This window comes from Acinetobacter towneri (assembly GCF_017498585.1).
Lineage (GTDB): Bacteria > Pseudomonadota > Gammaproteobacteria > Pseudomonadales > Moraxellaceae > Acinetobacter > Acinetobacter towneri.
The window spans coordinates 1,552,504-1,578,059 of the sequence record NZ_CP071766.1; the positions used below are offsets into that span (position 1 = coordinate 1,552,504).

Sequence of the window (25,556 nt, forward strand, 5' to 3'; positions counted from 1 at the left end):
AACAGAATTACAAAGAATCAAGGAGATCGATTCAATGACACAAGTACGGTTAAGTTATGCCTATGGCACCAGTAATCAGCCTTTGTTAGGCATGACCATTGGTGAAAAGTTTGATCAGGCTTGCCAGCAATATGCAGATCAGGATGCTTTGGTAAGCGTGCATCAAAATGTGCGTCTGACCTATAAGCAACTACAGCAACAGGTCAATGCCTTTGCCTGTAGTTTGTTAAAACTCGGTTTTAAAAAAGGTGACCGCCTTGCCATTTGGTCTCCGAATTGTGTGGAATGGACGATCACTCAATTCGCAGCCTTTAAGGCAGGGGTGATTTTGGTGAATTTAAACCCAGCCTATAAAAGCAATGAACTGGAATTTGTGCTCAACAAAGTTTCCTGTAAAGGTTTGGTAATTGCATCGCAGTTTAAAAGTACCAACTATCAGGACATCTTAACGAAAATTGCCCCAGAGCTGTGTCAGGCAGACAATAAAGTCCTCAACGCCAAGCGTTTACCGCATTTAAAGCATGTGATTAAAATTGATGATCAAGCACATACAGGAATGCATCGTTTTCAGGATTTATTGACAGCTCCAACCACCCACATGCTGAAAAAACTGCAACACATTGCCAGTGAGTTGCAGTTCGATGAAACCATTAACATTCAATTTACCTCAGGCACGACGGGCAATCCGAAAGGCACTATGCTGACCCACAACAACATTTTAAATAATGGTTACTTTGTAGGAGAAGCAATTCATTTAAGTCCACAAGACCGTGTTTGTATTTCCGTACCGCTGTTTCACTGCTTTGGTATGGTGATGGGCAATTTAGCGTGTATCACACATGGTTCAACCATGGTCTATCCATCGGCAGTGTTTAACCCGCTCGATACCTTAAAAGCTATTCAGCAAGAAAAATGTACAGCTGCTTACGGCGTACCGACCATGTTTATTGCCATTTTAGAGCATGAACAGTTTGATGAATTTAATTTATCTAGCTTGCGCACAGGCATTATGGCAGGCAGTCCGTGTCCGCAGGAAATTATGCAACGCGTCATCGACCGTATGCACATGGCGCAAATCACCATTTGTTATGGCATGACCGAAACAGCACCTGTGAGCGCACAAAGTTCGACTGAAGATTCTGTGGAGCGTCGTGTCAGTACGGTGGGGCGTGTACATCCACATCTGGAAGTAAAAATTGTCGATGAAGAAGGCAAAGTCGTGCCGCGCGGACAGTTAGGAGAATTGTGTGTGCGTGGTTATTCAGTCATGCTGGGTTACTGGGATGAACATGACAAAACCCAAGAAGTCATTGATGTTGCACGTTGGATGCACACAGGCGACATTGCAGAAATGGATGATGAAGGCTTTGTAAAAATCAAAGGTCGCATTAAAGATGTGGTGATTCGTGGCGGTGAAAACCTGTTCCCGAAAGAAATTGAAGATTTCTTATATACTCACGATGCGGTCTGCGATGTGCAAGTAATTGGCGTGCCAGATCATCGTTATGGTGAAGAACTATGTGCCTGTATTATTTTGCATGAACACCATGAATGTACCGAAGAGGCAATTCGCCAATACTGTGCAGAACACATTTCACACAATAAAGTCCCACGTTATGTGCGCTTCTTTAGTGAATTTCCAATGACCGCTTCAGGCAAGGCACAGAAATTTAAATTACGTGAATTTATGCGTGAAGAATTAAATTTAAAGGAAATTGCTTAAGGCATTATTTCAGCTATTTACTGCCGCAAGATCGACCTTTTAATTTTGTCAGCACACACCCTTTATTTCTCACGCAGAGATAAAGGGATACTCTATACAGGAATAATCACACTAAAAATATATCGCATGCTCGGCTTAATAAAAGATGGCACAAGTTTAAGCATGATGCGTGATAATCAAGGATGAAAATAATGACCGTACGCAATGATTGGACTCGAGAAGAAATTCAGCAGTTATATGAACAACCTTTTCTGGATTTAGTCTTTGAAGCACAGCGTGTGCATCGCCAACATTTTGCTGCCAATACCGTACAAGTCAGTACCTTATTGTCTATTAAAACAGGCAAATGCCCTGAGGACTGCAAATATTGCTCGCAATCTGCGCATTATGATTCACAGCTTGAAGCTGAAAAACGTATTGCAGTTGATAAAGTCATTCAGGAAGCCAAAGAAGCTTTAGCATCAGGTTCTTCACGTTTTTGTATGGGCGCTGCTTGGCGTAATCCGCATGAACGCGATATGCCCTATGTTCTGGAAATGGTGCGTGAAGTCAAAGCTCTGGGCTTAGAAACTTGCATGACTTTAGGGATGTTAAACCAATCGCAGGCAGAACGCTTAAAAGATGCAGGCTTAGATTATTACAACCATAACCTAGACACATCGCGTGAGTATTATCCTAATGTGATTAGTACCCGCTGTTTTGATGATCGCTTAAACACTTTGGATATTGTGCGTCAAACAGGTATGAAAGTATGTAGTGGCGGTATTGTCGGTTTAGGTGAAGATACCCAAGACCGTATTGGTTTATTACATGAATTAGCGACTTTACCGTTACATCCTGAATCTGTGCCGATCAATATGTTAGTACCGATTAAAGGCACACCACTGGCTGAAGTAGAAAAACTGGATGTGATTGAGTGGATTCGTACCATTGCAGTTGCACGTATTATCATGCCAAACAGCTATATTCGTTTATCTGCAGGGCGTGAATCGTTATCCGATTCAGATCAGGCGTTGGCATTTATGGCAGGTGCGAACTCGTTATTCTCAGGTGAAAAGCTTTTGACCACACCAAACGCAGGCGAAGGCAAAGACAAACAATTGTTCCAAAAATTAGGCTTAGTGCCTGAACGTGCCAAGCCAACCGTTTCGGAATTGTCGGTAGATGCAATGGCTGTGGCTTAAGCAGATCTTGAAAAAGACTCAGATATTTAATGTCAGTAAATTAAAGAAGAATCATGTGATATGGCAAAAGATTTTCACAGTGCAACTGTGGTTGCAGGCTATGACAGTCATATTCGGAAACTCATTCCCGGATATGAATTGGTACATCAACACATCAATGCAATTTTAAGTAGTCATTTGCCCGAAACAGCACAAGTTTTAGTGGTGGGGTGTGGCACAGGCTATGAGTTGCAGTATTTACTGCAGCAACATCCACAGTGGCAATTTACGGCCATCGACCCATCTTTAAGCATGTTACAGCAGGCAGAAAAAAACATTCAGTCTGTGGCAGGGCATGAGCGAGTACGTTTTATACAGGCAGATACCCACCAATTTGCCCAACAAGCGCAGGTTGAAAATTTGCAGTTTGATGCGGCATTGGCGATTTTGGTGGCGCATTTTGTGCCAGTCGCAGAAAAAACATTATTTTTTCAAGATATTTACCAAACATTAAAACCTACAGCGATTTTATTAAGCTATGATCTGATGCAGCAGACTGAAAATATAGAACTGCGCTGGATGCAGAATTTGGCTTTGGATTGTGGTTTAACTACGACTCAAGCGGAAAAAATGCTTGCACGACTGGCCGATGATTTTCATTTAATTACGGCAGATGCGCAGGCAGCATTGCTTACTCAAGTGGGTTTTCGTCAGTGTAAAACATATTGTCAACTTATGAATTATTATGGTTTTTTTGCAGAGAAATAGTTGATCAATAACATTATTTAGTCAGTAATCTTTGTAGTAAAAGTATCCGCACAAGAAAAGTTAGATCAGGGAAAGAGACAAAATGTCAGCATATTACACTTTACTCAAACGTGAACAACATGCCGATGGTGGCTGTACTGCGCACTATCGTTGCAACATTCATGCACAAGGCGCGTGGAATCCGCATGAACAACACATGGCACCTGCAACGGGTATTTTGTGTGCAGAACTTGAGCAATTTATGCCGCGTGATGATATGCGAATTGGTCGGGTCGGTTTAGATATTTTTGGCTTAATTGCCTTTGGTGAATTTAGTATCACCACCCGTATGATTCGACCGGGTAAAACCATTGAGCTGATTGAAGCGGAAATGTGTGCTGAAGGAAAAACCTGTATTGTGGCGCGTGCATGGAAAATGAAAACCTCAGATACACGCGCAATTGCAGGATTGGAAGATTTACCGATAGAAAACCCTGAATATTTGCCCGATTGGGATGGCATGCGTTGTTGGCCGGGCGGCTATATTCAAAGCATTGAAACCCGTGCGCATTTAGATCGTCGTGCAGGTAAGGGCATCGTTTGGTTAAGAAACCAATTGGATATGGTTGAAAATCAAAACACATCCAGTTTTGTGCGTTTATTGGGGATGGTGGATACCGCCAATGGCGTAGTGCCACGCTTAGACCCGAATGCGGGCTGGGGTTTTCCAAATTTAGATTTGCAAATGCATTTACACCGTTTACCGCAAGGCGAATGGCTAGGCTTGGAAGTAACACAACAATATGGTGAAGATGGAATTGGCTTAACGAGTGCAGTTTTGCATGATACTCAAGGGCCATTTGGACGTAGTGAGCAGATTTTAACTTTGCGTCAATTCTAAATCTATTCAATATCAAACAAAAAACATCAGGACGAATTGCTTCGTCCTTTTTTTATTGGCATGCTGTGTGCAGATTATTTCATCTTATTTTATCTGAAAATATTATGCGAATTAGTTTGATTGGTGCAGGGCGCGTTGCACATCATTTGGCTCATGTTTTAAACGCACAGCATCAAATTGTGCAAATTTATAGCCGCAGTCTGGACAAGGCACAGCAGTTGGCTGCACAGGTTGGCGCAGAAGCAATTGCAGAAGTAGAACAATTTCATTCAGACCTGGATTTAGTAATTATCGCAGTGAGTGATCAGGCCATTGGACAGGTGATTCAGGAAGTTCATCGTGACTTAAATCATGTGTTGATTGTGCATACCTCTGGCAGTACTAAACTAGATATATTGCAACAGCATCATGCGCGTTCAGGGGTATTTTATCCCTTACAAACCTTTAGTTTAGAGCGTGAAATTGATTGGTCAGAAACGCCTTTATTTATAGAAGCTGCATTTGCTGAAGATCAACAGCTTTTAATGACTTTGGCAAATAGCCTAAGCAAAAGGGTTTATGCCTATACTTCAGCACAGCGTTTGAGTTTGCATTTGGCTGCGGTATTTGCCTGTAATTTTAGTAATTATTGTTATGACATGGCTAAGCAAGTGGTCGATGCTCAGCAAGTAGATTTTAGTTTGCTGTATCCTCTTATTTTGGAAACTGCGCATAAAGCAACCCAAAATGATCCGCGTCAAATGCAAACAGGGCCTGCCATGCGGGGCGATCACAATATTTTAAAAATGCATCAGGACTTATTGGCAGTAGGGCAGCAACATGAACTTGCCAAAGTTTATGCGATGATGAGTCAACAGATTTTAAAGCGGCATCAATCTTAGCCATTTGATGAGATAAAACGAGTTCACATAAAAAATGCTTCCCAGTGGAAGCATTCTTTTCTAGCAGAAATTAGTTAATTTTCTTGAAGATAAAATCATTAATCTTATGACCTGCTTCAATTCCGCGACGTTCAAACTTAGTTTGTGGACGCCATTCAGGACGAGGGTAGCTATTGCCTTTGCCCGCCAAGTTTTCTAAACGTGGACGGTTGTCTAATACATCTAGCATCCATTCTGCATATGGTTCCCAGTCGGTTGCTGCATGGAACGTACCGCCTAACACTAATTTTTGCTCTACCAACTCCATGCGTTCATGAGCAACAAAACGGCGTTTGAAGTGACGTTTTTTCTGCCATGGGTCTGGGAAATATAACTGTACCGTATCAATGCTATTGTCTGGCATTTCACGTAGCACTTGAATTGCATCGGCATCTAAGACACGTAAGTTGCTTAAACCTGCTGTACCTGCTTCATAAACGCACTGTGCAATCCCTGGAATATGGACTTCAATCCCGACAAAGTTACGTTCAGGATTGGCCTGCGCCATAAGTACCAAAGAACGCCCCATCCCAAAACCAATTTCTACTGTAAGCGGGCGTTCAGGGTGTTCAAAATGTTGACGTAAATCGCCAACAGGATATTCCAAAATTAAGTCGCCGTATTGTTCCAAGGCGCTACGTTGTGACGTATTCAATGGTGAAGAACGGCGCATGAACGTTACAATTTCACGATGCTCGTTGAGGTTGTCCAGCTCGACAACGTGCTGGTCTAATTGATCGTTCGACATAATTTTGGCAAATCTAATAAATTCGAATGCGGTATTTTAAGTCCTGAGCCATTGAAGTCAAATTTTTTCGCTGTTTTTCGCAGCGCCGTGCAAGATTGCGATACATCTGCATCTTTTGAGCATAAAAAATGCCGAATCATTAAGATTCAGCATTTAACATCATCAACGGTATTTTAATACAATAATTACGAATGGGTACTGTATTGATCAATTAAGGTATGACTGGCCTCATTCAATCCAATAATATGCACTTTAATTTGTTGGGCTTTAAATTTGTTCACCACGCTATTCAGCATATTTACAGAGGTAATATCCCAAATATGTGCATGCGTTAAGTCGATGGTGACATTGCTAATATCTTCTGAAAAATCAAAAAACTGATAAAACTTTTCTGAACTGCTAAAGAAAATTTGCCCTGAAATCACATATTGGCGGGTATGTTCGCCTAATAAAAATGAGCTGACTTTAACTTCACTTTCCAGTTTATTCACCAAAAATAAAGCAGAAAGCAGTACGCCAACAAAAACACCCAAAGCAAGGTTATGGGTAGCTAACACCACAATCACCACAGCTAACATGACTATATTGCTTTGTTTCGGATGCTTTTTAAAATTACGGATGGAATCCCAGTTAAAAGTCGTGAATGACACCATAATCATAATCGCAACCAAGGCTGCTATAGGAATATATGCCAACCAATCTTTGAGAAAAACCACCAAGCACAGCAAAAATACGCCTGCTGTAAGTGTAGATAGCCGTGTACGCGCCCCAGAACTGACGTTGATAATAGATTGCCCAATCATGGCACAGCCTGCCATACCGCCCATAAAGCCACTAACAATATTGGCATAACCCTGACCACGACATTCCTGATGCCGATCTGCTTCTGTGCCTGTGGCTTCATTGACAATCGTAGTGGTCATCATGGTTTCGAGTAAACCGACTGTGGCTAAGGTCATGGCATAAGGAAAAATAATAAATAAAGTTTCAAAATTCAGTGGAATGTCAGGCACTAGAAAAATAGGCAGCGTGTCGGGAAATTGTCCCAAATCGCTTACGGTACGCATATCTGCACCAAGTAATAAAGCAACCACACTCAGCACAATAATGCAGACCAAAGGCGAGGGAATGCTTTTACCAATTTTAGGAATGTATGGAAACAGATAGACTACCGCTAAACCTAATCCTACAAATAAATAGCCTAAGCCATCCATTTTCGATAATTCAGGCAGTTGCGCCACAAAAATTAAAATCGCCAAAGCATTTACAAAGCCATAAACCACCGATTGCGAAACAAAACGCATCAGTTTGGCAACTTTAAAATAACCTGCCACAACCTGAATCAGCCCTGTGAGTACTGTTGCAGCCAATAAATATTGCAAACCATGTTCTTTGACGAGGGTAATCATCAGTAATGCCATAGCGCCTGTCGCGGCAGAAATCATGGCAGTACGGCCACCAAAAAAAGCAATCGTGACCGCAATACAGAACGATGCATATAAGCCGACTTGCGGATCGACGCCTGCTATAGCCGAAAAGGCAATTGATTCAGGAATTAATGCCAAACCTACCACTAAACCTGCCAAAACATCGGTGCGGATATTGGAAAACCATTCTTCTTTTTTCAGGCTAATCACAATCTCAATTTCATGAAACTTTAAAGGGCTGTATGTTAAAACATCTAGAGATAAAAAAGCAGGCAAAACAGACTTGAAAAAGCCTGTCTTTTGCAGGATAGTCAAAGCGTAAGGGCTTTTTAAGACATTTTCGCTTTTTTGCAATTTATAGGTTCAATCACTTGCAAGTTTGTGACAAGCGATTTACAACAGAGATAGTTATATAACAAGGATCAAATATGAAGCTTTATTATTCACCTGGCGCATGCTCTTTGGCAGCACATATTATTTTAAATGAAGTGAATGTCGATTTTGATATTGAGCGTGTAGATTTAAAAACCCATAAAACAGAAAAGGGTGCCGATTATTATGAAATTAACCCTAAAGGTTATGTACCTGCTTTAGAAATTAACCCAGGTTTAATTTTGACGGAAAACGTAGCGCTATTGCCATTTTTAGCGCAGCAAGACCCTAAACAGGATTTAATTCCGCCATCTGGTTTAGGTCGTGCTAAAGTTTTGGAATGGTTGGGTTATTTAAACTCTGAATTACATGACGCTTACGCAGTATTTTTTGGCGCGCCTTTAGATGCAGAAGCCAAAGAAAAAGCCTATGCAGAAATTGATCGTTTGTTGACTTATATTGATCAAGCGATTGCATCATCAGACCATGAATATTTGGTGGATGATAACTTTGGTCCAGCCGATGCGTATTTGTTTGTTATCACTAATTGGTCAAACTATATTGAGCATGATTTAACTCCGTATAGCCATGTGGTTGAAATCCGTAATAAAGTTGCTGCGCGTCAGTCGGTACAAATTGCTATGCGTGATGAAGGCTTGATTCCTTAATCGGCTTTTACTTGCCAGAATCAGATAATAAAAAAGACGTTGAGTTAACACTTAACGTCTTTTTATTTGAGTTGTCGGACTTGGAAAAGACCCTAATGATTATTTAAAGAAATAACCCGTTTCAGGTGAGCTGGCATTCGCCATACGCTTACGTGGCATACGTCCTGCCAAATAAGCTTCACGTCCTGCTTCTACTGCTTTACGCATCGCAGATGCCATTAGCACTGGGTTTTGTGCTGCTGCAATTGCAGTATTCATCAGCACACCATCGCAACCTAATTCCATTGCAATCGCAGCATCACTGGCAGTACCCACACCTGCATCTACCAATACAGGTACTTTGGCATTTTCTTTAATAATCGAAATGGTATGCGGGTTAAGAATACCTAAGCCTGAACCAATTAAACTACCTAATGGCATAATTGCCACGCAGCCCATACTTTCCAATTCTTGCGCCACAATCGGGTCATCGGAAGTGTAGACCATGATCTCAAAACCATCGTCAATTAGCGTGCGTGCAGCTTTTAAAGTTTCGGTGATATTTGGGTAAAGGGTTTTTTCATCGCCCAAAACTTCCAGTTTGACAAGGTTGTGACCATCTAGCAATTCACGCGCCAGCATGCAGGTGCGCACGGCACTGTTGGCATCAAAACATCCTGCTGTATTTGGCAAAATGGTGTATTTTTCTGGTGGAATCACGGAAAGTAAGTTTGGCTGATCTGGATGTTGCCCAATGTTTACACGACGAATGGCAACCGTGACAATTTCTGCGCCACTGGCTTGAATCGCCAAATCTGTTTCGGTTAAATCTTTATATTTGCCCGTACCCACCAATAAACGTGAATTAAAGGTACGTGAACCGATTTTAAAGGTATCTTGCATGGGTGCTCCGAGTTTAGCCGCCACCAACGGCATGAATAATTTCAATGCGGTCTTGATCGCAAATAGGGGTTTCGGCAAGTTTGCTTTTGGCAATAATTTTTTCGTTTTGCTCCACAGCAAAACGTTTGCCTTCTAAATCTAATGCCTGAATCAGTTGTAACAGGGTCGTGTGAGTGGTCTGTTGTGCTTCGCCATTCAGATAAATTTGCATGACCGAGAATCCATCTTCAAAATTACAAAATATAATTGAGCTTTATTTGGCATATTTCATGGCTTGCCACGCTAAGCTTAGCCAGCCTGCAATCATGAGTGCTCCACCAATTGGGGTAATCATGCCCAAGCCACGGGCTAAATCCAATGCCATGATATACAGTGAACCGCAGAAAAATAAAATACCCAGTTGAATCAGAATAAAACTGGCTTTAATAGGAAGTTGTGGAATTACTTTGGCCAATATGCCCAATGCTAAAAGTCCAAGGGCATGATAGAAAAAATAATCTGTTGCAGTTTGCCACCAAAGCAATTGCGCTTCAGTTGCACGGGCCTTTAAGCCATGTGCACCAAATGCACCGAGCATGACTGCTATAGCTAAATTCAGGGCAGAAATTGCAATCCACATACGCAAATTGACCTATTTAATTTTGCGCTTAACCTTAGCACATTTTTAGGGGCGGGAAAATCTGAGATTTGCCTGCCTGTATGTAGCTGTACCAATTAAAGACAATAAAAAAGGGCAGTTTGCCCAATTTTATTTTTCGATGTGTCTGCATCAATTTGGAGAATGTCAGTTTAGTTTGATGACATCGCCACTTTAATTTTTTCCATGGCATTTTTTTCGAGCTGACGAATACGTTCTGCCGAAACATTATATTCTGCTGCCAATTCATGCAGGGTCGATTTATCATCATCTAACCAGCGACGCTGCAAAATATTACGTGAACGATCATCCAACTGCTCCATAGCTTCATGTAGGGCAGAAGTGCTTTGTTCTTCGTAGTCTTCGTTTTCGACTAAACGTGCAGGGTCGTAACGGTTATCTTCCAAATACAATGCAGGTGCAACATAAGTTGAACCTTCATCGTCATCATCGCCTTGTGCTTCAAAAGCTGCGTCATAAGCCGTTAAACGACCTTCCATTTCCAAGACTTGTTCTGCAGTCACATTTAAGTCATTGGCAATAGATTGTGCTTCTTCAAGCGTCAGTTTCTTGCTAGATTTTTTGAGGCTACGCAAATTAAAGAACAATTTACGCTGTGCTTTGGTGGTGGCAATTTTAACAATACGCCAGTTACGAATAACATATTCGTGAATTTCAGCTTTAATCCAATGCACGGCAAATGACACCAAACGCACGCCCATATTCGGGTCAAAGCGTTTCACGGCTTTCATTAAGCCCAAGTTGCCTTCCTGAATTAAATCGCCCTGCGGTAAACCATAGCCCGCATAACTTCGTGCAATATGCACCACAAAACGTAAATGCGACATGACCAACATTTTGGCCGCGTCTAAATCTTGATCGTAATAATAACGCTCGGCTAACTCTTTTTCTTGTTCAGCCGTTAAAATAGGAATTTGGTTAACAGTACTAATATAAGCCCCGAGGTTTACCCCTGGTGCAGATAATGACAGGGGCATCAACTGATTGCTGCTGTCACTCATGAGATCTCCTTATAGGATTGGGTAGGTAAAATAACCGATGTCTTTATCTTAATGCCAATATTCTACTTAAATAAGTAAAATTGGTGTAGATATGTAAATCTTTATAGCAATAAGCGGCGAATATTAAGTCATTAAAACAAATGAACAATCAAATAGATGCACTTATTGCGATGATTTTGGCTTGGCAACATCAATCACATAATGAAACTCTGTTGCCGAAATCTGGCTTGCTTCACAGCTGTATTGATGTAACTGACAATAACGCGCCACATCTTGCTGGCTGTGCGGATCAGATGACTTCAATAAAAACCGTGCAGAATCTGAATGTTTAAGGGCACGTTTCAGCATCAATAAAGGCATAGGACAAGGTTGTCCCATGGCATCAATCACTATGATAGGTTGTTCAGCGTCACACAGCATTGAAGTAAAATTTCGCCTTAAAAAACAGAATGATCATATTAGCAAATTCGCTCACAAATCCCAAATAAATTTCATCTGAAGCATCCAGACTATTCATTGCGCGGCTTACTGCGCATAAGGGCAAGAGAATTGGCTTATTTTGCGAGATATTTGCAATAAAATTTATAGATCAAAATTGTGCTAAGTCACTTAACAGAAATAAAAATTTTCTATTTGTTCAACTCGTTTCAAACTGAACAAGATAAATCAAAAAAAATCTATTAATTGTCATAAAGCCGTGTTAAGCTCGATGCGTATTTAGGATTTTAGATAGACAATCGTTGTTTGTCGCCCTATTACAAATGGATGTAACCGGGATTTTGTTAATAGTTATACAGAATGATTACAAGCTTAGAAATAAAAATATTTTTAAACTTTGTTTGCTCTGCTGTTTGCAACACCGGGTGGTCCTTCTTTTTAATCAATGAGGATTAACTTATGACAGCTCGTGAACAAGGCGTAGTTAAATGGTTCAACGACACTAAAGGCTTTGGCTTTATCCAACGCAATGGCGGCGACGATGTATTCGTTCACTTCCGTGCGATCCAAGGTGACGGCCACCGTTCACTTCGTGACGGCCAACGTGTTGAATTCAGCGTAGTAAAAGGCCAAAAAGGCTTCCAAGCTGAAGAAGTACAGCCATTAGACTAATCACTCGATTATTCTAAAAAAAACGCTCCAATCCTGATTGGGGCGTTTTTTATTTGTATTTCTGTTTATAATAGGTCAGTTTTTTGTCTGTATAAGTTCGAGCACATATTTATGTCATCTGGTTTTGAAACCTTAAATTTACATCCGCAATTGAAACAGGCTATTGATGCTTTGGGTTTCAAGGAAATGACGCCAATTCAGCAAAAGGTTTTAAAATTTACTTTGGCTGGACATGATGCCATTGGTCGTGCGCAAACAGGTACAGGAAAAACTGCTGCCTTTTTAATTAGTGTGATCAACGATTTATTGAATAACCCAATTCAAGGGCAGCGTTATCGTGGTGAACCACGTGCATTGGTTTTAGCGCCTACGCGTGAATTGGCTTTGCAAATCGAAAGTGATGCAAAAGACTTAACCAAATTTACCGACTTAAATGTGGTGACTTTGTTGGGTGGTGTAGACTTTGATAAGCAAAAGTCACAACTCAATAAAAACTTTGTCGATATTATTGTTGCGACACCAGGGCGCTTGATTGATTTTGTAGAACAAAAAGAAGTTTGGCTAGATCAGATTGAGTTTTTAGTGATTGATGAAGCAGACCGCTTGCTGGATATGGGCTTTATTCCATCGGTAAAACGTATTGTGCGTTATTCACCGCGTAAGGAACAGCGTCAGACGTTAATGTTCTCGGCAACTTTTAGTTATGATGTGTTGAACTTGGCTCAACAGTGGTTATTTGAACCTGTTACAGTCGAAATTGAACCTGAAAAGAAAACCAATGCCGATGTTGAGCAACGGGTATATATGGTTGCCAAAACCGATAAATACAAATTGCTTGAAGAAATTTTACGTGATGAGCCGATTGAAAAAGTCATGATTTTTGCCAATCGGCGTGATCAGGTGCGTAAGCTTTATGATCATTTAAAGCGTGATGGCTATAAAGTGGTGATGTTGTCAGGTGAAATTGCCCAAGACAAACGCTTAAAAATGCTGGATCAGTTTAAAAATGGCAAACATAACATCATGATTGCAACAGACGTTGCAGGGCGTGGTATTCATGTCGATGGTGTTTCGCATGTGGTGAATTTCACTTTGCCTGAACAGTCAGATGATTATGTGCACCGTATTGGTCGTACAGGTCGTGCAGGTACACGTGGTGTGAGTATTAGCTTCTTGTCGGAAGATGATGCGTTCTATTTACCAGAAATTGAAAAAGCCATTGGTCAAAAATTGCCATTAACACGTTTAGATGGTTATTGCTAATTACTCATTTAAGCTATTTTTTAGTTTAAATCCTGCTGTTCTTAGTTTAAAAGTCGCTCTCAGTGGAGCGACTTTTTTGTATTTGCTTCTTATGTCGTGCTGTAATAATTTACTTTGCCTGACATCTAAAGGTCAGCACAGTTTGATAATCATCATCACGGGCAATATCAGTATTACGTCCCGCAATTGTACCTAAAACAGTTGCTGCCGCCTGAATCATTTGTCCCGTTTGCTCATCGACTACACCTTTGAGTGCGCCGTTATAAGATGTTTTTTCATCAACCAAGACTGGAGCGGCACGAGTACCACAGGTTTTATTGGCAGCTGTAATTGCATTATTTTTGGCAATAATATTACTTTTACCTAAACCTGTGACTTCATATAGGTTGTTTTCTTTTTGAATGGCAAGAGAATTATTTGGCGTGGTGGCACATGCGGTTAAAAGTGCAAAAACGGCAAGGCTAGAAAAGGCGACTATTTTTTTCATATCTACCTCGGGGCTAAAACGCTGTAGCGCGTATTGTTTGTTGATGATATTTCAATTCAAATGTGTAGAGATTGAAAATAACAATTTGATCTAGTTGAACATAATCTGGATGGTTTTAGATGTAGACACTGTATAGGCTGTGTTGATAATTCGTCATTCATTTATACACATCAAACCCAATCCATAATGTATTTTCATGCTCTTAAACTATAGATGAATGCGTCAAAGCATCATTGTTTAGATGTGCTGAGCAGGTTCATCTTAAAAGTGCAGACATATAGACCCTAATCAGAATCTTGCAAATAAGCATACGGAAATAGCGCAATTTTTTGAGTTTATGCTAATCTTAACCGAGCTTTTTGAAATAGTTATATAAGTCAATGACGGATACAGCGGTAGAAATCGTTCATCAAAATATTCATCAACGTCAGTCTACGGGGCAGTTAGTTGAACCTGCACCAAATACTGAGCAGCTAGAAATGGCTTTTCAGGCAGCTTTAACCGCACCAGATCATCATCGTTTAAAACCTACGCGCTTTGTGGTGATTACTGCCGAGCAACGTGCAGCATTTGGTGAGTTACTTTCTCAAGCCTTGGCAGATATGGGCGAAACCGATGCGGTTCAGTTGGAGCGAGTGAAACAGCATCCATTTCGTGCGCCACTTTTAGTGTTGGCGTTAACGCAATTTCAGGATCATTCAAAAGTGCCACGTTTTGAGCAGACTTTAAGTACAGGCGCTGCGGTACAGAACTTTTTACTGTCTTTGCAGGCGCAGGGCTTTGCCAGTATGTGGCGTAGTGGGGCAGTCGTTGAGTCGAACTTGCTGAAACAAGCTTTAAACTTAAATGCAGATGATTTAATTTCAGGCATTATTTATGTGGGAACAGCAGCCAAAGCCATTCCTGCCCGCACTGAGTTGAATACGCAAGCTTATGTTCGTTATTGGAACGCATAAGTCTTTATTTTTTAGGATATAACAATAATGTCAGAATTAAATTTTACCGATTTGGTTGAACCTGTTGCAATAGATCGAAAAACTGCGTTACGCATTACAGTGCTAGGTGGTGGCAGTTTTGGTACAGCAATGGCCAATACAGCAGTGCGTAATGGCTGCGACACGATGATTTGGATTCGTGATGAAGCGACTGCCAAAGAAATTAATGAAACGCATATTAATCGACGTTATTTGCCAGATTTTCAGTTGGAGCAGGGTTTAAGAGCCGTTTCAGATTTGGAAACTGCAGTTCGTGACCGTGACATTATTTTAGTGGCTATTCCAAGTCATTCTTTCCGTGATGTGTTGCGCCAAATTAAACCTTTTATTAGCGCACAAGCAGTGGTGTCTTTAACCAAGGGTATTGAAGCCAAAACCTTTAGTTTTATGAGCGATATTATCCGTGAAGAATTGCCAGAAGTGCCGTATGGTGTATTGTCTGGCCCGAACCTTGCCAAAGAAATTGTGGCGGGGCAGCCTGCAGGTACGGTTATTGCCAGTCATTCTGAATTGGTGCGTTATGCGGTGCAGCAAGCTTTACACAGTGCGTTATTCCGTGTTTTTGCCAGCGATGATGTGAATGGTGTGGAATTAGGCGGTGCGCTGAAAAATATTTATGCTGTGGCGATGGGCATGGCAGCCGCTTATAACGTGGGTGAAAATACCAAGAGTATGATTTTAACCCGTGCATTGGCAGAAATGAGTCGTTTTGCGGTTAAGCTTGGTGCAAATCCATTGACCTTCTTAGGGTTGTCTGGTGTCGGTGACTTGTTTGCAACATGTAGCAGTCCATTGAGTCGTAACTATCAAGTGGGTTATGCACTGGGTAAAGGTAAAACTTTGGAACAAGCCACAGAAGAATTGGGGCAAACAGCCGAAGGGATTAATACCATTGTACAAGTGCGGGCGCGCTCGAATGAATTAGATGTGTATATGCCAATTACTTGTGCGCTTTATGAAGTGATTTTTGAAGGTGCGCCACCCATGAACATTGCGCTGTCTTTAATGAAGAATGGACATCGTAGTGATGTGGAATTTGTCTTGCCGCATCATCAAGTTTAGTTTTACATCCATAAAAACAGCGCCACAGTAGGTAAAAACTTGCATGGAATATGACAGTTTGGTGAACTGAATTGTCATATTCTCAGGTTATACTGAGCGCATAATTTGAGTTAAATTGACACAACTTAATGTGTATCATCCTATAAGGAAATTCTATGCAACTGACTCTTGTTCGTCATGGTGAAGCCGCTCCTGCGATTATGGGCAATGATCATCAGCGTCCTTTGACTGAGCGTGGTCATATACAAGCACAAGAAACGGCAGACTATTTAAAAAATATCATTCAGCCCGATGTGTTTGTAGTCAGTCCTTTATTGCGTGCACAAGAAACCTTGGCACATTTGCAGCAATATTTTAAAGATGTGCCTGTGGTGGTCTGCAATACCATTAAACCTGAAGATGATGCAAAAGTTGCGGTGGAATGGTTGTCACAATTGCCGTATGAGTCAATTGCGGTGGTGTGTCACATGAATGTGGTGGCACACATGGCAGAAATTTTGACTTCAGAATCTTTCCATCCCTATCATTTGGCAGAAGCACGTATTTATGAGCAGGCAGTAATTGCTGCGGGACTTTCAACCCAAATCAAAAGTTTTATTCCAAACGCATAAAATAAATGTATAAAGTTAAATACAATTCAACGGTAGAACGATAATAATGCTGTATTTATGGATGCCAGAAGCCAATGGGGTTTGGCAATGGTCAAATGGGGAACACTGGACAGAGGCAGATAGTCTTGATGCCTTGATTCAGGCATTGCAGGCTTTTCAAGGAAAAGATGCTGTGGTGTTTTTCCCAAGCCGTGATGTGCAAATCATGCAACAAACTTTACCTAAAGCCCAATATAAACAATTGGGTACCGATGGTGTGAAGTATTTATTAGAAGAATATACCGTATTGCCAATTGATGCGATGCAGGTGGCTCATCATTTTCAGCCACCTGAGCAAATAACCGTGTTGGGAGTTGCTAAGCATAGTATTGAAACCTATTTGCATGTATTAAGTTTGTTGCCAGTTAAAATCAGTGCATTGTTACCTGACTTTTTAATCTTGCCGCAACCTGATGTAGGGCAAACGGTGATTGGAAATATTTGCGGACGCTTGTTGGTACGTGAAAGTGAATTTTTAGGTTATTCAGTTGATGATCTGGCGCTTTATCTAGATTATCAAACTGCAGAACGAAACTATAAAATCACCAACTTTAGTGCAGAGCAAATACAAAGTATTGAAGCATTTGCAACACAAGAGCAGTTAGAAAGCTTTCATTATGTAGTACCTGCATTGGCGAAAGCCAAACAGCATCCATTCAACATGCTGCCAAAAGCCAAGCAAGATACGGGTATTTCAGGTTATTGGAAAGCCTGTGCAGCAGTGTTGCTCGGGATTTTAATTGTGCAATTTAGCTATGATGCACTGCGCTGGAGCAAGCTTAAAAAAGTAGCAGATCAAACAGCGGTTCAAGCCATAGAACAATATCAATATTGGTTTGGCGCAAACAGCCGTATTACCGAGCAAAATATTCAAAGCCAGTTTGAAAGTCAGGTACGCATGAGTAAAAATGCAGATACTCAAGCGCTGCAATTGCTCAGTCGTGTTGGCCCTGTGTTGATGCAAAATCAAATTGTGGCTAATCGTGTGAGTTTTGATGCCAATATGTTGAACATGGAATTGAATGCTAATTCGGCAGCGACCTTGCAAGCGCTCACTCAGCAATTGAATCAGCAGGGTTTTAAGGTCGAGCTGGGTAATATTCAGCCGAGTGCGTCAGGTGCAGTAGGATTGGTGAAAATACAATAATGAAAGCCATGGAAAAAATGTCAACTTGGTTCGATCAACGTATTGAACTGATACAAGATTATCTAGATCGTTTAAATACACGTGAACGTGTTTTGGTGGTATTTACCACAATCTTTGTGATCGTTGCTGCTGTGGGTTCTGCGTTGTGGTATATGCATGCCGCAGCCGAAAAACAGCAAAAACGGGTAAATGACCTTAAAGATTTGGTGGTGGTGATGCAAAGTCATGCAGTCACCATGAAACCTGCCAATGATGCACAACTCAGTGCAGCCGATAAAATTCAGCGTGTGGCTCAGCAACAGGGTTTATCGGTTGCTTCGCAGCAAAGTGGTGACAAGATGCTACTGGTGGCGAGTCATGCCAATTATGCTGTGTTGGCAAATTTTTTAACCCAATTGGCGCAAATGGGTTTAAGTATCGAAAAAATGGAATTAATTTCTGAAGCAGGGCAGATTAAATTAACAGCGACAGTCCAGTAAAGGTTAAAAATAAAGTCCGAAACTCGGAAAATAAACCCATGTCAAGCATAGCGTTTTGACTGGGCTAAGCCTATAATATGGCGACTTAGAAAGCAGTAGACTTTTGCAGATATGTTGTATTCTCTAGCCCGCCCGTTGTTATTTTCTTTAGCACCAGAGCGTGCACATGAGCTGACACTATCACTATTGAAATCGAGCCATAAAATGGGCTTGATGCGTCAAAAGACTGTAGCGAAACCTGTGACTTGTATGGGAATTGAATTCCCTAATCCAGTAGGTTTGGCAGCAGGTCTAGACAAAAATGGTGCATATATTGATGCCTTGGCTGGTTTAGGCTTTGGGTTTATTGAAATTGGCACCATTACGCCACGTCCTCAAGCGGGCAATCCGCATCCACGTTTATTCCGTATTCCACAGGCCAAAGCCATTATTAACCGTATGGGTTTTAATAATGATGGGGTCGATCAGCTGATTGAAAACGTCAAAGCGGCAAAATTTAAAGGTATTTTAGGGATTAATATTGGTAAAAATGCCGATACGCCTGTTGAAAATGCGGTAGATGATTATCTGATTTGTCTAGAAAAAGTCTATAACTATGCCTCTTATATTACTGTAAATATTTCATCACCCAATACCAAAAATTTGCGCAGTTTGCAAAGTGGTGATGCGCTGACTGAATTATTGCAAACCCTCAAACAGCGTCAGTTGGAGTTGGCCGAAGAACATCAACATTATGTGCCGTTGGTCTTAAAAGTTGCTCCAGATTTAGACCCTGAAGATATTCAGTTTATTGCCAAGCAATTATTGCAATTCAAAATTGATGGCCTGATTGTGACCAATACCACTTTGTCGCGTGAAGGCGTAGAAAACTTGCCGCATGGCGATGAAGCTGGTGGTTTATCGGGCGCGCCTGTGTTTGAAAAAAGTACTGCATGTTTGGCAGCATTTTCAGCAGCACTGAAAGGTGAAATTCCTTTAATTGGTGTCGGTGGCATTTTGTCGGGCGAACAAGCGGTTGCCAAAAAAAATGCAGGTGCAAGCTTGGTTCAGGTGTATAGTGGTTTAATCTATGCAGGTCCTGAGTTGGTTCAAGATTGTGTGAACGCCTTATAACTTATGAATACCATTGATATCGTTATTCTGATTCTCTTGCTTATTGGAGGGTTGAACGGTTTGCGACAAGGATTTATTAAAGCCTTTGCGAACTTGGTAGGATGGATTTTTGCCCTAATTGTTGCGGCAAAATATGCAGTTGTCCTAGCACCTTCGATGACAGCACTCAGTAGCGATCCTGTGGTACAAAAAATTGCAGCCTTTGCATTTATTGTCTTGGTAATTGTGGTACTGACCTGGATTGTAACCGCTGTTCTAAATGGTGTTTTAAAGAGCTTGAAGCTTGGCCCATTAAATCGTTTGGCAGGCGGTGCATTTGGTACCTTGAAAGGCTTACTCATTGTCCTTATTACCATTCAAGGCATTGGTCCTTGGGTCGAAAGCTCGCCTTATTGGAAACAGTCTAAATTTGTACAAACTTTATTGCCGTATGCACCGTGGGCAACAGAACTGTCCAAAGACGCTGCCAATGAGGCTTTACAGCACATCAAGTCGAAAGATGCCGCGCCATCTTCCGACATCGCATCTGACGCAAAAGAAAATCGCTCTGGCGCAGATGGCTCAACGAATAATCCTTTTTATTAATCCCTAGCTGGTCTGCGAGGTTGCTATGTGTGGAGTTGTTGGTATAGCTGGTAAATCACCTGTTAACCAAATGTTGTTTGATGCATTAACGATGTTACAACATCGTGGACAGGATGCAGCTGGGATCGTAACTTGCCACAATGGGCGTTTGTTCTTGCGTAAAGATAACGGTATGGTGCGTGATGTATTCCATACACGTCACATGCGTGCGTTGCAAGGTAATTATGGTATTGGGCACGTGCGTTATCCAACTGCAGGTTCATCAAGCAGTGCCGAAGCGCAGCCATTTTATGTGAACTCGCCGTACGGGATTACTTTGGCACACAATGGTAATTTGACCAATGCCGAAGAAATTCACGAAGATCTGTTTAAAACAGATTTACGTCACATGAACACCGATTCTGACTCAGAAGTGTTATTGAACGTATTTGCACATGAATTGCAAAAACGTGGCAAATTAAACCCAACTTCAGAAGATATTTTTCATGTGATCAGCCGTGTGCATGAGCGTTGTAAGGGTGCTTATGGCGTTGTTGCTATGATTACAGGTCAAGGATTGGTTGGCTTCCGTGATCCAAATGGTATCCGTCCATTGATTTACGGTTCACGTGAAACTGAACAGGGCATGGAATATATTATTGCATCAGAATCTGTGGCAATTACTGCACTTGGCTTTAAAGTTGAACGTGATATTGCGCCGGGTGAAGCGATCTTTATTAATGACGCAGGTGAATTATTTACCCAGCAATGTGCCGCTAAACCTGAATATCGCCCATGTATTTTTGAATATGTATATTTTGCTCGTCCAGATGCGACCATTGATGGTATTTCAGTGTATAAAGCGCGTTTGAAAATGGGTGAAAAACTGGCGCATAAAATTACCCAAGAGTGGGGCGAGCAACACGATATTGATGTCGTTATTCCAATTCCAGATACATCACGTACATCAGCTTTAGAATTGGCAAATACTTTAGGGGTTAAATTCCGTGAAGGTTTTATGAAAAACCGCTATATCGGACGTACCTTTATTATGCCAGGTCAGCAATTGCGTAAAAAATCAGTACGCCAAAAACTCAACCCTGTAGAGCTTGAGTTTAAAGGCAAAAATGTACTGTTGGTGGATGACTCGATTGTCCGTGGTACGACCTGTAACGAAATTATTCAAATGGCACGTGATGCAGGTGCGAAAAAAGTATTCTTTGCTTCTGCAGCGCCAATGGTGAAATATCCAAACGTGTATGGTATTGATATGCCAGCCAAAGATGAATTAATCGCGTCTAACCGTAATGTCGAAGAAATTCGTGAAATTATTGGTGCAGACCGTTTAATTTTCCAAGATTTAGAAGATTTAAAACAAGCGGTTCGTACCCATAAAGTGCCGCATTTAACTGAATTTGATTGTTCAGTATTTGATGGTGTGTATGTGGCTGGCGGAATTGACGAAGCTTATCTGAATGATCTTGAGCAAAAGCGTAACGACTTGGCTAAAAAAGGCAAAGATGGTTATATTGATGTCAATATTGATGCCGCGTCAGTAGACTTAACTGGTGTAAAAGAGAGTTAATTTTTTTCTGATCAGCTCAGTGAGAAAAGCGGGAAATTCCCGCTTTTTTCATTTATGATGGTGGCTCAAATACAATGTAATTCAGGATGTTTACATTGAGGTCTGTGAGTAGTTACTTGATTAAAAACAAAAATATGATTTGGTCTGCAATTTTATGTTTGGTTGCAGTCGCTTTGACCCTGTTTATCTTAAACACAGTTTTGGGTCTGTTGGTCTATTATGTCGATTCAAGCCAATCCATCTATTGGCACAGTCTAAGCCCATACTGGATTACGGTCTTGGTGCTGATTATGACGGTATCCGTCATTTTGGAATTTTACGTTTTTCGCTCAGGTGGTCATTCTTTGGCAAAACAATTGGGTGCGCGTCGTTTAACCCAGTTCGAAAGTACCCCAGAAGAAAGTACCGCACTTAAACTGACCGAACAATTGGCCGATACCTTTCAAATCCCAGCGCCTACTGTATATGTATTGCCCGATGAAATTGGGGTGAATGCCTTAACCGCAGGCTTTAGTCATAAAGACATTGTGATTATTTTGACTTGGGGCGCTTTGCAAAACTTGGATGAGCAAGAGCTTTATGGATTGCTCAGCCATGAGTTTAACCATATTTTAAGTGGTGAAACCATTGATAATACTAAACTTAAAATCCTCTACAGTAGTCTAACCACGTTTAGTAAGTGGGGCAGTAGCATCGCCAAACTTGGTTTTGGACAACATCGTGATGCGCCGCCACATAAGTTAGCGACTTTTTTTGTGGCTGTAGGTGGTGGTATTTGGTTGTTTGGCAGTTTAGGAGTGTTGATTACCCGCTTAATTAAATATATTAGTCTAAGCGGACGTACCTTTAAAAATGATTTAAAAACCAAACGTTTGATTCAAAATAATGCCAATATTCAAACTTTGCTGCGAATTTATGTGCATCATGCGGGATCGCAAATTCATAGTGAATATTCAGAATCGATTTCCCACATGTGCTTTGCTAACTCGCTCAGTCCGCAAAGCTGGATGAATATTCATCCAAGTATTGAAGCCCGTATTTTTGAGCTTGATCCAACCTTGGTGCAAGACTTACAACTCGAAAATTTGAAGCGTTTACGCAATCAGCCTTTGTTTAGCCTATTTCGCTCGTTAGAAGAAATGAATGCTGAATATTATGCGCCGTGGAGCTCGCCGCAACCTTTGCCTTTGCTGCGCTTGTCGCCGATTAGCTTTGCAATTAATGATGCAATTAAGCCACTCAAGCCTGAAATTCGCAATAACATGCCGCGTCCAGAGCTAATTCAGCGTGCCTTACAAACGGCAACGGGTTCGCGTGAGGTGATTGTCGCTATTTTGATGATTCGCCAATATCGTGAATTTATTCCTGCTGAAGCAGAAGTGAGTCGTGCAATTGTAGATGCTTTATTACATTTGGATGGGCGAGTACATATCTCGATTTTCCATGAAGCGTGTAAAAATATTGGTGGTATGCCGCTGAGTATCGCACGGCAGTTTTTAACCAAATTGGCAAAAATCATTCAGGAAGATGGTGAAATTGGTTTGTTAGATGCTTTGCTGCTTGAACGAATCAAGTTTGAATTGAACTTGCTGCCTTTACATACACCTGCAGCGTTACACGAAGTTAAACCGCAAATTGTACGTTTAATCGATGCTTTATTGCATGTGCAGCAAATTAATAGTGTTAATCAGTTAGATGTACGTGAACGTATTTTAGAACGTGTTTTAACTGCAGATGAATTGATTGATTATGAAGAAATTTCAGATGAACCGATTGATTTATCAGAAATTTTAAATGATATGGCAGGTTTGCTGCTGCGTGATCGACTGATGGTGTTAGGCATTGCTGAAATTTGTTTGTGGAATGACCGTATTATCACCCAAGATGAATTGGATGTTTTGGAGTTGCTCTATTGGCGTTTAGGTTTTAAAACCGAAGAAATTGTCGAGCAAATGCAAAAACAAAACAGTTTGATGATTGTGTGACACTGATTGACTAGGTGTGTTTAAAGCAGATTTTGAAAAAATACGAATAGGTCAGATTGGGTGAAAGAAAGCACAGCATTGTGCAGCCTTTCTAGGTAGAATAGGTGCTATCTTGCATGTTGTTCTGTGATAAATACGTGCAGCGAAAAATTAGATAGGTGATGATAAACATGATGGGGCATCAGCGTGACATTTTAGCCAGTTTGGGAATCGATATTTGGGTTTCCAGAATGGCTGTGTCTCAAACTTTGCCACAATCATCGGTTTGGCGCGAACAAGCTGCACCTGAAATACACAGCGAAATTATTGTTCCTGCTGCAGTACCTCAACAATTAAAACAACAACAGCCGATTATTCACGAAAAGCCTAAGCAAGAACCATCTCCGCAACATACGACAGTTGAAGCGGCCGCGCCAGAAGTTGTTCCTGAAGCGCGTGTCATGCTGCAAATTGAAGCATTTAGTATTGAAGCTTTGCAGTTGCCACATTGTGTCATTTTGGTAGAAAGCACTACCTTGAGTCAGGAACAGCAACAATTGTGGCGTAATATTCAACATGCGCTACAGGCCGAATATCACGTATTGCAATGGCCTTTTGCTTTAGAAGTATTACAAGACGGCATCGGGGTAGAAAATTATGTGCAAGGTTTTGTTGATGTCTTGAGCACAGATAAAAACATGCTGATTTTAGGTCAATTACCACATTTTAAATCTGAACAATGTTTGCATTTAGCCAGCTTGCAAGAGATGTTAGATCAACCGCTGTTGAAAAAAAGTCTGTGGGATGCGATACAAATCACATCGTTATAGCCTAAAGCCTAAGTCAATTCAGATATTTAAAACTCTACATATACAAGCAATTGTAGACACGAAACAGGGATAATCATGCGTAAAAAAGTGGTAGTGTTTAGTCAAATTGATGCAGAAATTTTAAGTAAGCTAGAGCAAGATTATCAGGTGGTGCAGGTCAGCCCGAAGTTGGGTGACGTGAATCAACAGTTGCTTGAGCATGTGCAAGATGCGGATGGCATGATTGGTGCAGGGCGCTTGCTTAATCAAAGCAACTTACATACTGCGACTAAACTCAAAGTGATTTCGAGTGTAAGTGTCGGTTACGACAACTATGATGTAGATTATTTAACCCAACAAAAGATTAGTCTTTGCCATACACCGCATGTCTTGACTGAAACCACAGCAGATTTAGCCTTTACTTTATTGATGAGTGCAGCACGACAAGTGCCATATTTAGATCGGTGGACTAAACAAGGGCAATGGAAACGTACCGTGGGTGCAGCACAGTTTGGACAGGATATTTATGGTAAAACCATTGGTATTGTAGGTTTGGGGCATATTGGTGCGGCTATCGCACGGCGTGCATTTCATGGTTTTAATATGAATGTGGTGTACCACAATCGTCGTGAAAAAATGGAAGTGGCGAAGGCATTTAATGCAGAATATTTAAGTCTGGATGAATTGCTGCAACAGTCTGATTTTGTGGTACTGGCAGTCGATTTAAATGCAGACTCTAAAGCCTTAATTGGTCAGCGTGAACTTGATTTAATGCAGTCACATGCAATTTTGGTCAATATTTCGCGTGGTTCAGTCATTGATGAGCAGGCACTTATTCAGACCTTACAAGCAGGCAAAATTTTTGCCGCAGCTTTGGATGTCTATGACAAAGAACCACTGCAAGAATCACCATTATTTGAGTTAGATAATGTCGTGACTTTGCCGCACATTGGTTCAGCAACTGCAGCAACTCGTCGACAAATGGCAAACTTAGCCTATAAAAATTTAGTTGATGCGCTGGAAGGACGTCGCCCGCAATATGTTGTTAATCCTGCTTGTTATACGTCTTAAAGTTAAAGATGATTTGGTAAAAATTGATAACACATCATTGCAAATGC

Annotated in this window: 27 protein-coding genes; 19 read left to right on the forward strand and 8 right to left on the reverse strand. The window is 41.1% G+C overall.

Annotated features, from left to right (window positions below; translation table 11 throughout):
* Nucleotides 1–34: 34 nt before the first annotated feature.
* The 5 genes from J4G44_RS07415 to J4G44_RS07435 all read left to right on the forward strand — a co-directional run bounded on the left by J4G44_RS07415 (nt 35) and on the right by J4G44_RS07435 (nt 5,415).
* Complete coding sequence (locus tag J4G44_RS07415; protein WP_178865544.1) at nt 35–1,723, forward strand: AMP-binding protein; 1,689 nt, start codon at nt 35–37, stop codon at nt 1,721–1,723.
* A 191-nt stretch (nt 1,724–1,914) separates the two neighbouring features.
* Entirely contained in the window at nt 1,915–2,907 is a 993-nt protein-coding gene (bioB, locus tag J4G44_RS07420; protein ID WP_131261347.1) for a biotin synthase BioB, read from the forward strand.
* 60 nt (nt 2,908–2,967) lie between these two features.
* Complete coding sequence (locus J4G44_RS07425) at nt 2,968–3,654, forward strand: class I SAM-dependent methyltransferase (RefSeq protein WP_131261346.1); 687 nt, start codon at nt 2,968–2,970, stop codon at nt 3,652–3,654.
* A gap of 82 nt (nt 3,655–3,736) precedes the next feature.
* Complete coding sequence (locus tag J4G44_RS07430; protein WP_004971519.1) at nt 3,737–4,534, forward strand: thioesterase family protein; 798 nt, start codon at nt 3,737–3,739, stop codon at nt 4,532–4,534.
* Nucleotides 4,535–4,638: 104 nt separating this feature from the next.
* A complete protein-coding gene (locus J4G44_RS07435) occupies nt 4,639–5,415 on the forward strand; it encodes a Rossmann-like and DUF2520 domain-containing protein (RefSeq protein ID WP_180059807.1) in 777 nt (258 codons plus the stop codon).
* Nucleotides 5,416–5,485: 70 nt separating this feature from the next.
* Here the strand turns inward: J4G44_RS07435 and trmB are convergent, their stop codons facing one another.
* Nucleotides 5,486–6,202, reverse strand: a complete 717-nt coding sequence (gene trmB / locus J4G44_RS07440) for a tRNA (guanosine(46)-N7)-methyltransferase TrmB (RefSeq protein ID WP_004971514.1) — start codon at nt 6,200–6,202, stop codon at nt 5,486–5,488.
* Nucleotides 6,203–6,387: 185 nt separating this feature from the next.
* Entirely contained in the window at nt 6,388–7,839 is a 1,452-nt protein-coding gene (locus tag J4G44_RS07445) for a SulP family inorganic anion transporter (protein ID WP_207973548.1), read from the reverse strand.
* Between the two features lie 218 nt (nt 7,840–8,057).
* On the opposite strand from J4G44_RS07445, the gene J4G44_RS07450 reads away from it, so the two are divergent.
* A complete protein-coding gene (locus J4G44_RS07450; RefSeq protein ID WP_096902535.1) occupies nt 8,058–8,669 on the forward strand; it encodes a glutathione binding-like protein in 612 nt (203 codons plus the stop codon).
* A 99-nt stretch (nt 8,670–8,768) separates the two neighbouring features.
* On the opposite strand, the gene J4G44_RS07455 is transcribed toward J4G44_RS07450, so the two are convergent.
* The 5 genes from J4G44_RS07455 to J4G44_RS07475 all read right to left on the reverse strand — a co-directional run bounded on the left by J4G44_RS07455 (nt 8,769) and on the right by J4G44_RS07475 (nt 11,630).
* A complete protein-coding gene (locus J4G44_RS07455; RefSeq protein WP_004971502.1) occupies nt 8,769–9,551 on the reverse strand; it encodes a thiazole synthase in 783 nt (260 codons plus the stop codon).
* 13 nt (nt 9,552–9,564) lie between these two features.
* The gene (thiS, locus tag J4G44_RS07460; RefSeq protein WP_004971499.1) at nt 9,565–9,762 is read right to left on the reverse strand and encodes a sulfur carrier protein ThiS; all 198 of its coding nucleotides are present in this window, start codon (nt 9,760–9,762) and stop codon (nt 9,565–9,567) included.
* A gap of 42 nt (nt 9,763–9,804) precedes the next feature.
* Nucleotides 9,805–10,170 (reverse strand): DUF423 domain-containing protein, encoded by a 366-nt coding sequence (locus J4G44_RS07465; RefSeq protein WP_131261341.1) that lies wholly within the window; start codon nt 10,168–10,170, stop codon nt 9,805–9,807.
* A 170-nt stretch (nt 10,171–10,340) separates the two neighbouring features.
* Nucleotides 10,341–11,210 carry an RNA polymerase sigma factor RpoH gene (rpoH, locus tag J4G44_RS07470; RefSeq protein ID WP_004971496.1) on the reverse strand — a complete coding sequence of 290 codons (870 nt, stop codon included), beginning with the start codon at nt 11,208–11,210 and terminating at the stop codon, nt 10,341–10,343.
* A 162-nt stretch (nt 11,211–11,372) separates the two neighbouring features.
* A complete protein-coding gene (locus J4G44_RS07475) occupies nt 11,373–11,630 on the reverse strand; it encodes a sulfurtransferase TusA family protein (RefSeq protein ID WP_179996549.1) in 258 nt (85 codons plus the stop codon).
* A 477-nt stretch (nt 11,631–12,107) separates the two neighbouring features.
* On the opposite strand from J4G44_RS07475, the gene J4G44_RS07480 reads away from it, so the two are divergent.
* Together J4G44_RS07480 and rhlB are read left to right on the forward strand one after the other, a co-directional pair.
* Nucleotides 12,108–12,320 carry a cold-shock protein gene (locus J4G44_RS07480; RefSeq protein ID WP_004648643.1) on the forward strand — a complete coding sequence of 71 codons (213 nt, stop codon included), beginning with the start codon at nt 12,108–12,110 and terminating at the stop codon, nt 12,318–12,320.
* Between the two features lie 111 nt (nt 12,321–12,431).
* Nucleotides 12,432–13,583, forward strand: a complete 1,152-nt coding sequence (gene rhlB / locus J4G44_RS07485) for an ATP-dependent RNA helicase RhlB (protein WP_004971493.1) — start codon at nt 12,432–12,434, stop codon at nt 13,581–13,583.
* Between the two features lie 109 nt (nt 13,584–13,692).
* On the opposite strand, the gene J4G44_RS07490 is transcribed toward rhlB, so the two are convergent.
* Nucleotides 13,693–14,070 carry a hypothetical protein gene (locus tag J4G44_RS07490; protein ID WP_004971490.1) on the reverse strand — a complete coding sequence of 126 codons (378 nt, stop codon included), beginning with the start codon at nt 14,068–14,070 and terminating at the stop codon, nt 13,693–13,695.
* Between the two features lie 380 nt (nt 14,071–14,450).
* Between J4G44_RS07490 and J4G44_RS07495 the strand changes: the two genes are divergently transcribed.
* From J4G44_RS07495 to J4G44_RS07545, 11 genes are all read left to right on the forward strand, one after another.
* The gene (locus J4G44_RS07495; protein WP_179989332.1) at nt 14,451–15,026 is read left to right on the forward strand and encodes a nitroreductase family protein; all 576 of its coding nucleotides are present in this window, start codon (nt 14,451–14,453) and stop codon (nt 15,024–15,026) included.
* A gap of 27 nt (nt 15,027–15,053) precedes the next feature.
* Nucleotides 15,054–16,127 carry an NAD(P)H-dependent glycerol-3-phosphate dehydrogenase gene (locus tag J4G44_RS07500; RefSeq protein WP_179989333.1) on the forward strand — a complete coding sequence of 358 codons (1,074 nt, stop codon included), beginning with the start codon at nt 15,054–15,056 and terminating at the stop codon, nt 16,125–16,127.
* Between the two features lie 155 nt (nt 16,128–16,282).
* A complete protein-coding gene (locus J4G44_RS07505) occupies nt 16,283–16,738 on the forward strand; it encodes a SixA phosphatase family protein (RefSeq protein WP_004971483.1) in 456 nt (151 codons plus the stop codon).
* Between the two features lie 46 nt (nt 16,739–16,784).
* The gene (gene gspL / locus J4G44_RS07510) at nt 16,785–17,924 is read left to right on the forward strand and encodes a type II secretion system protein GspL (protein ID WP_207973549.1); all 1,140 of its coding nucleotides are present in this window, start codon (nt 16,785–16,787) and stop codon (nt 17,922–17,924) included.
* The gene (gspM, locus tag J4G44_RS07515) at nt 17,924–18,403 is read left to right on the forward strand and encodes a type II secretion system protein GspM (RefSeq protein WP_096902527.1); all 480 of its coding nucleotides are present in this window, start codon (nt 17,924–17,926) and stop codon (nt 18,401–18,403) included. The genes gspL and gspM overlap by 1 nt, the downstream gene beginning before the upstream one ends.
* 111 nt (nt 18,404–18,514) lie before the next feature.
* Nucleotides 18,515–19,516, forward strand: a complete 1,002-nt coding sequence (locus tag J4G44_RS07520) for a quinone-dependent dihydroorotate dehydrogenase (protein WP_004971477.1) — start codon at nt 18,515–18,517, stop codon at nt 19,514–19,516.
* A gap of 3 nt (nt 19,517–19,519) precedes the next feature.
* Nucleotides 19,520–20,101: a CvpA family protein gene (locus tag J4G44_RS07525; protein ID WP_004971476.1), complete on the forward strand. Its 582-nt coding sequence runs from the start codon at nt 19,520–19,522 to the stop codon at nt 20,099–20,101.
* A 25-nt stretch (nt 20,102–20,126) separates the two neighbouring features.
* Entirely contained in the window at nt 20,127–21,665 is a 1,539-nt protein-coding gene (gene purF, locus J4G44_RS07530) for an amidophosphoribosyltransferase (protein WP_096902526.1), read from the forward strand.
* 95 nt (nt 21,666–21,760) lie between these two features.
* Nucleotides 21,761–23,650 (forward strand): M48 family metalloprotease, encoded by a 1,890-nt coding sequence (locus J4G44_RS07535; RefSeq protein WP_004971472.1) that lies wholly within the window; start codon nt 21,761–21,763, stop codon nt 23,648–23,650.
* A 230-nt stretch (nt 23,651–23,880) separates the two neighbouring features.
* Nucleotides 23,881–24,459, forward strand: a complete 579-nt coding sequence (locus tag J4G44_RS07540) for a hypothetical protein (protein WP_338029131.1) — start codon at nt 23,881–23,883, stop codon at nt 24,457–24,459.
* Nucleotides 24,460–24,534: 75 nt separating this feature from the next.
* Nucleotides 24,535–25,509 (forward strand): 2-hydroxyacid dehydrogenase, encoded by a 975-nt coding sequence (locus J4G44_RS07545; RefSeq protein WP_154320850.1) that lies wholly within the window; start codon nt 24,535–24,537, stop codon nt 25,507–25,509.
* The last annotated feature ends 47 nt before the right edge of the window (nt 25,510–25,556 follow it).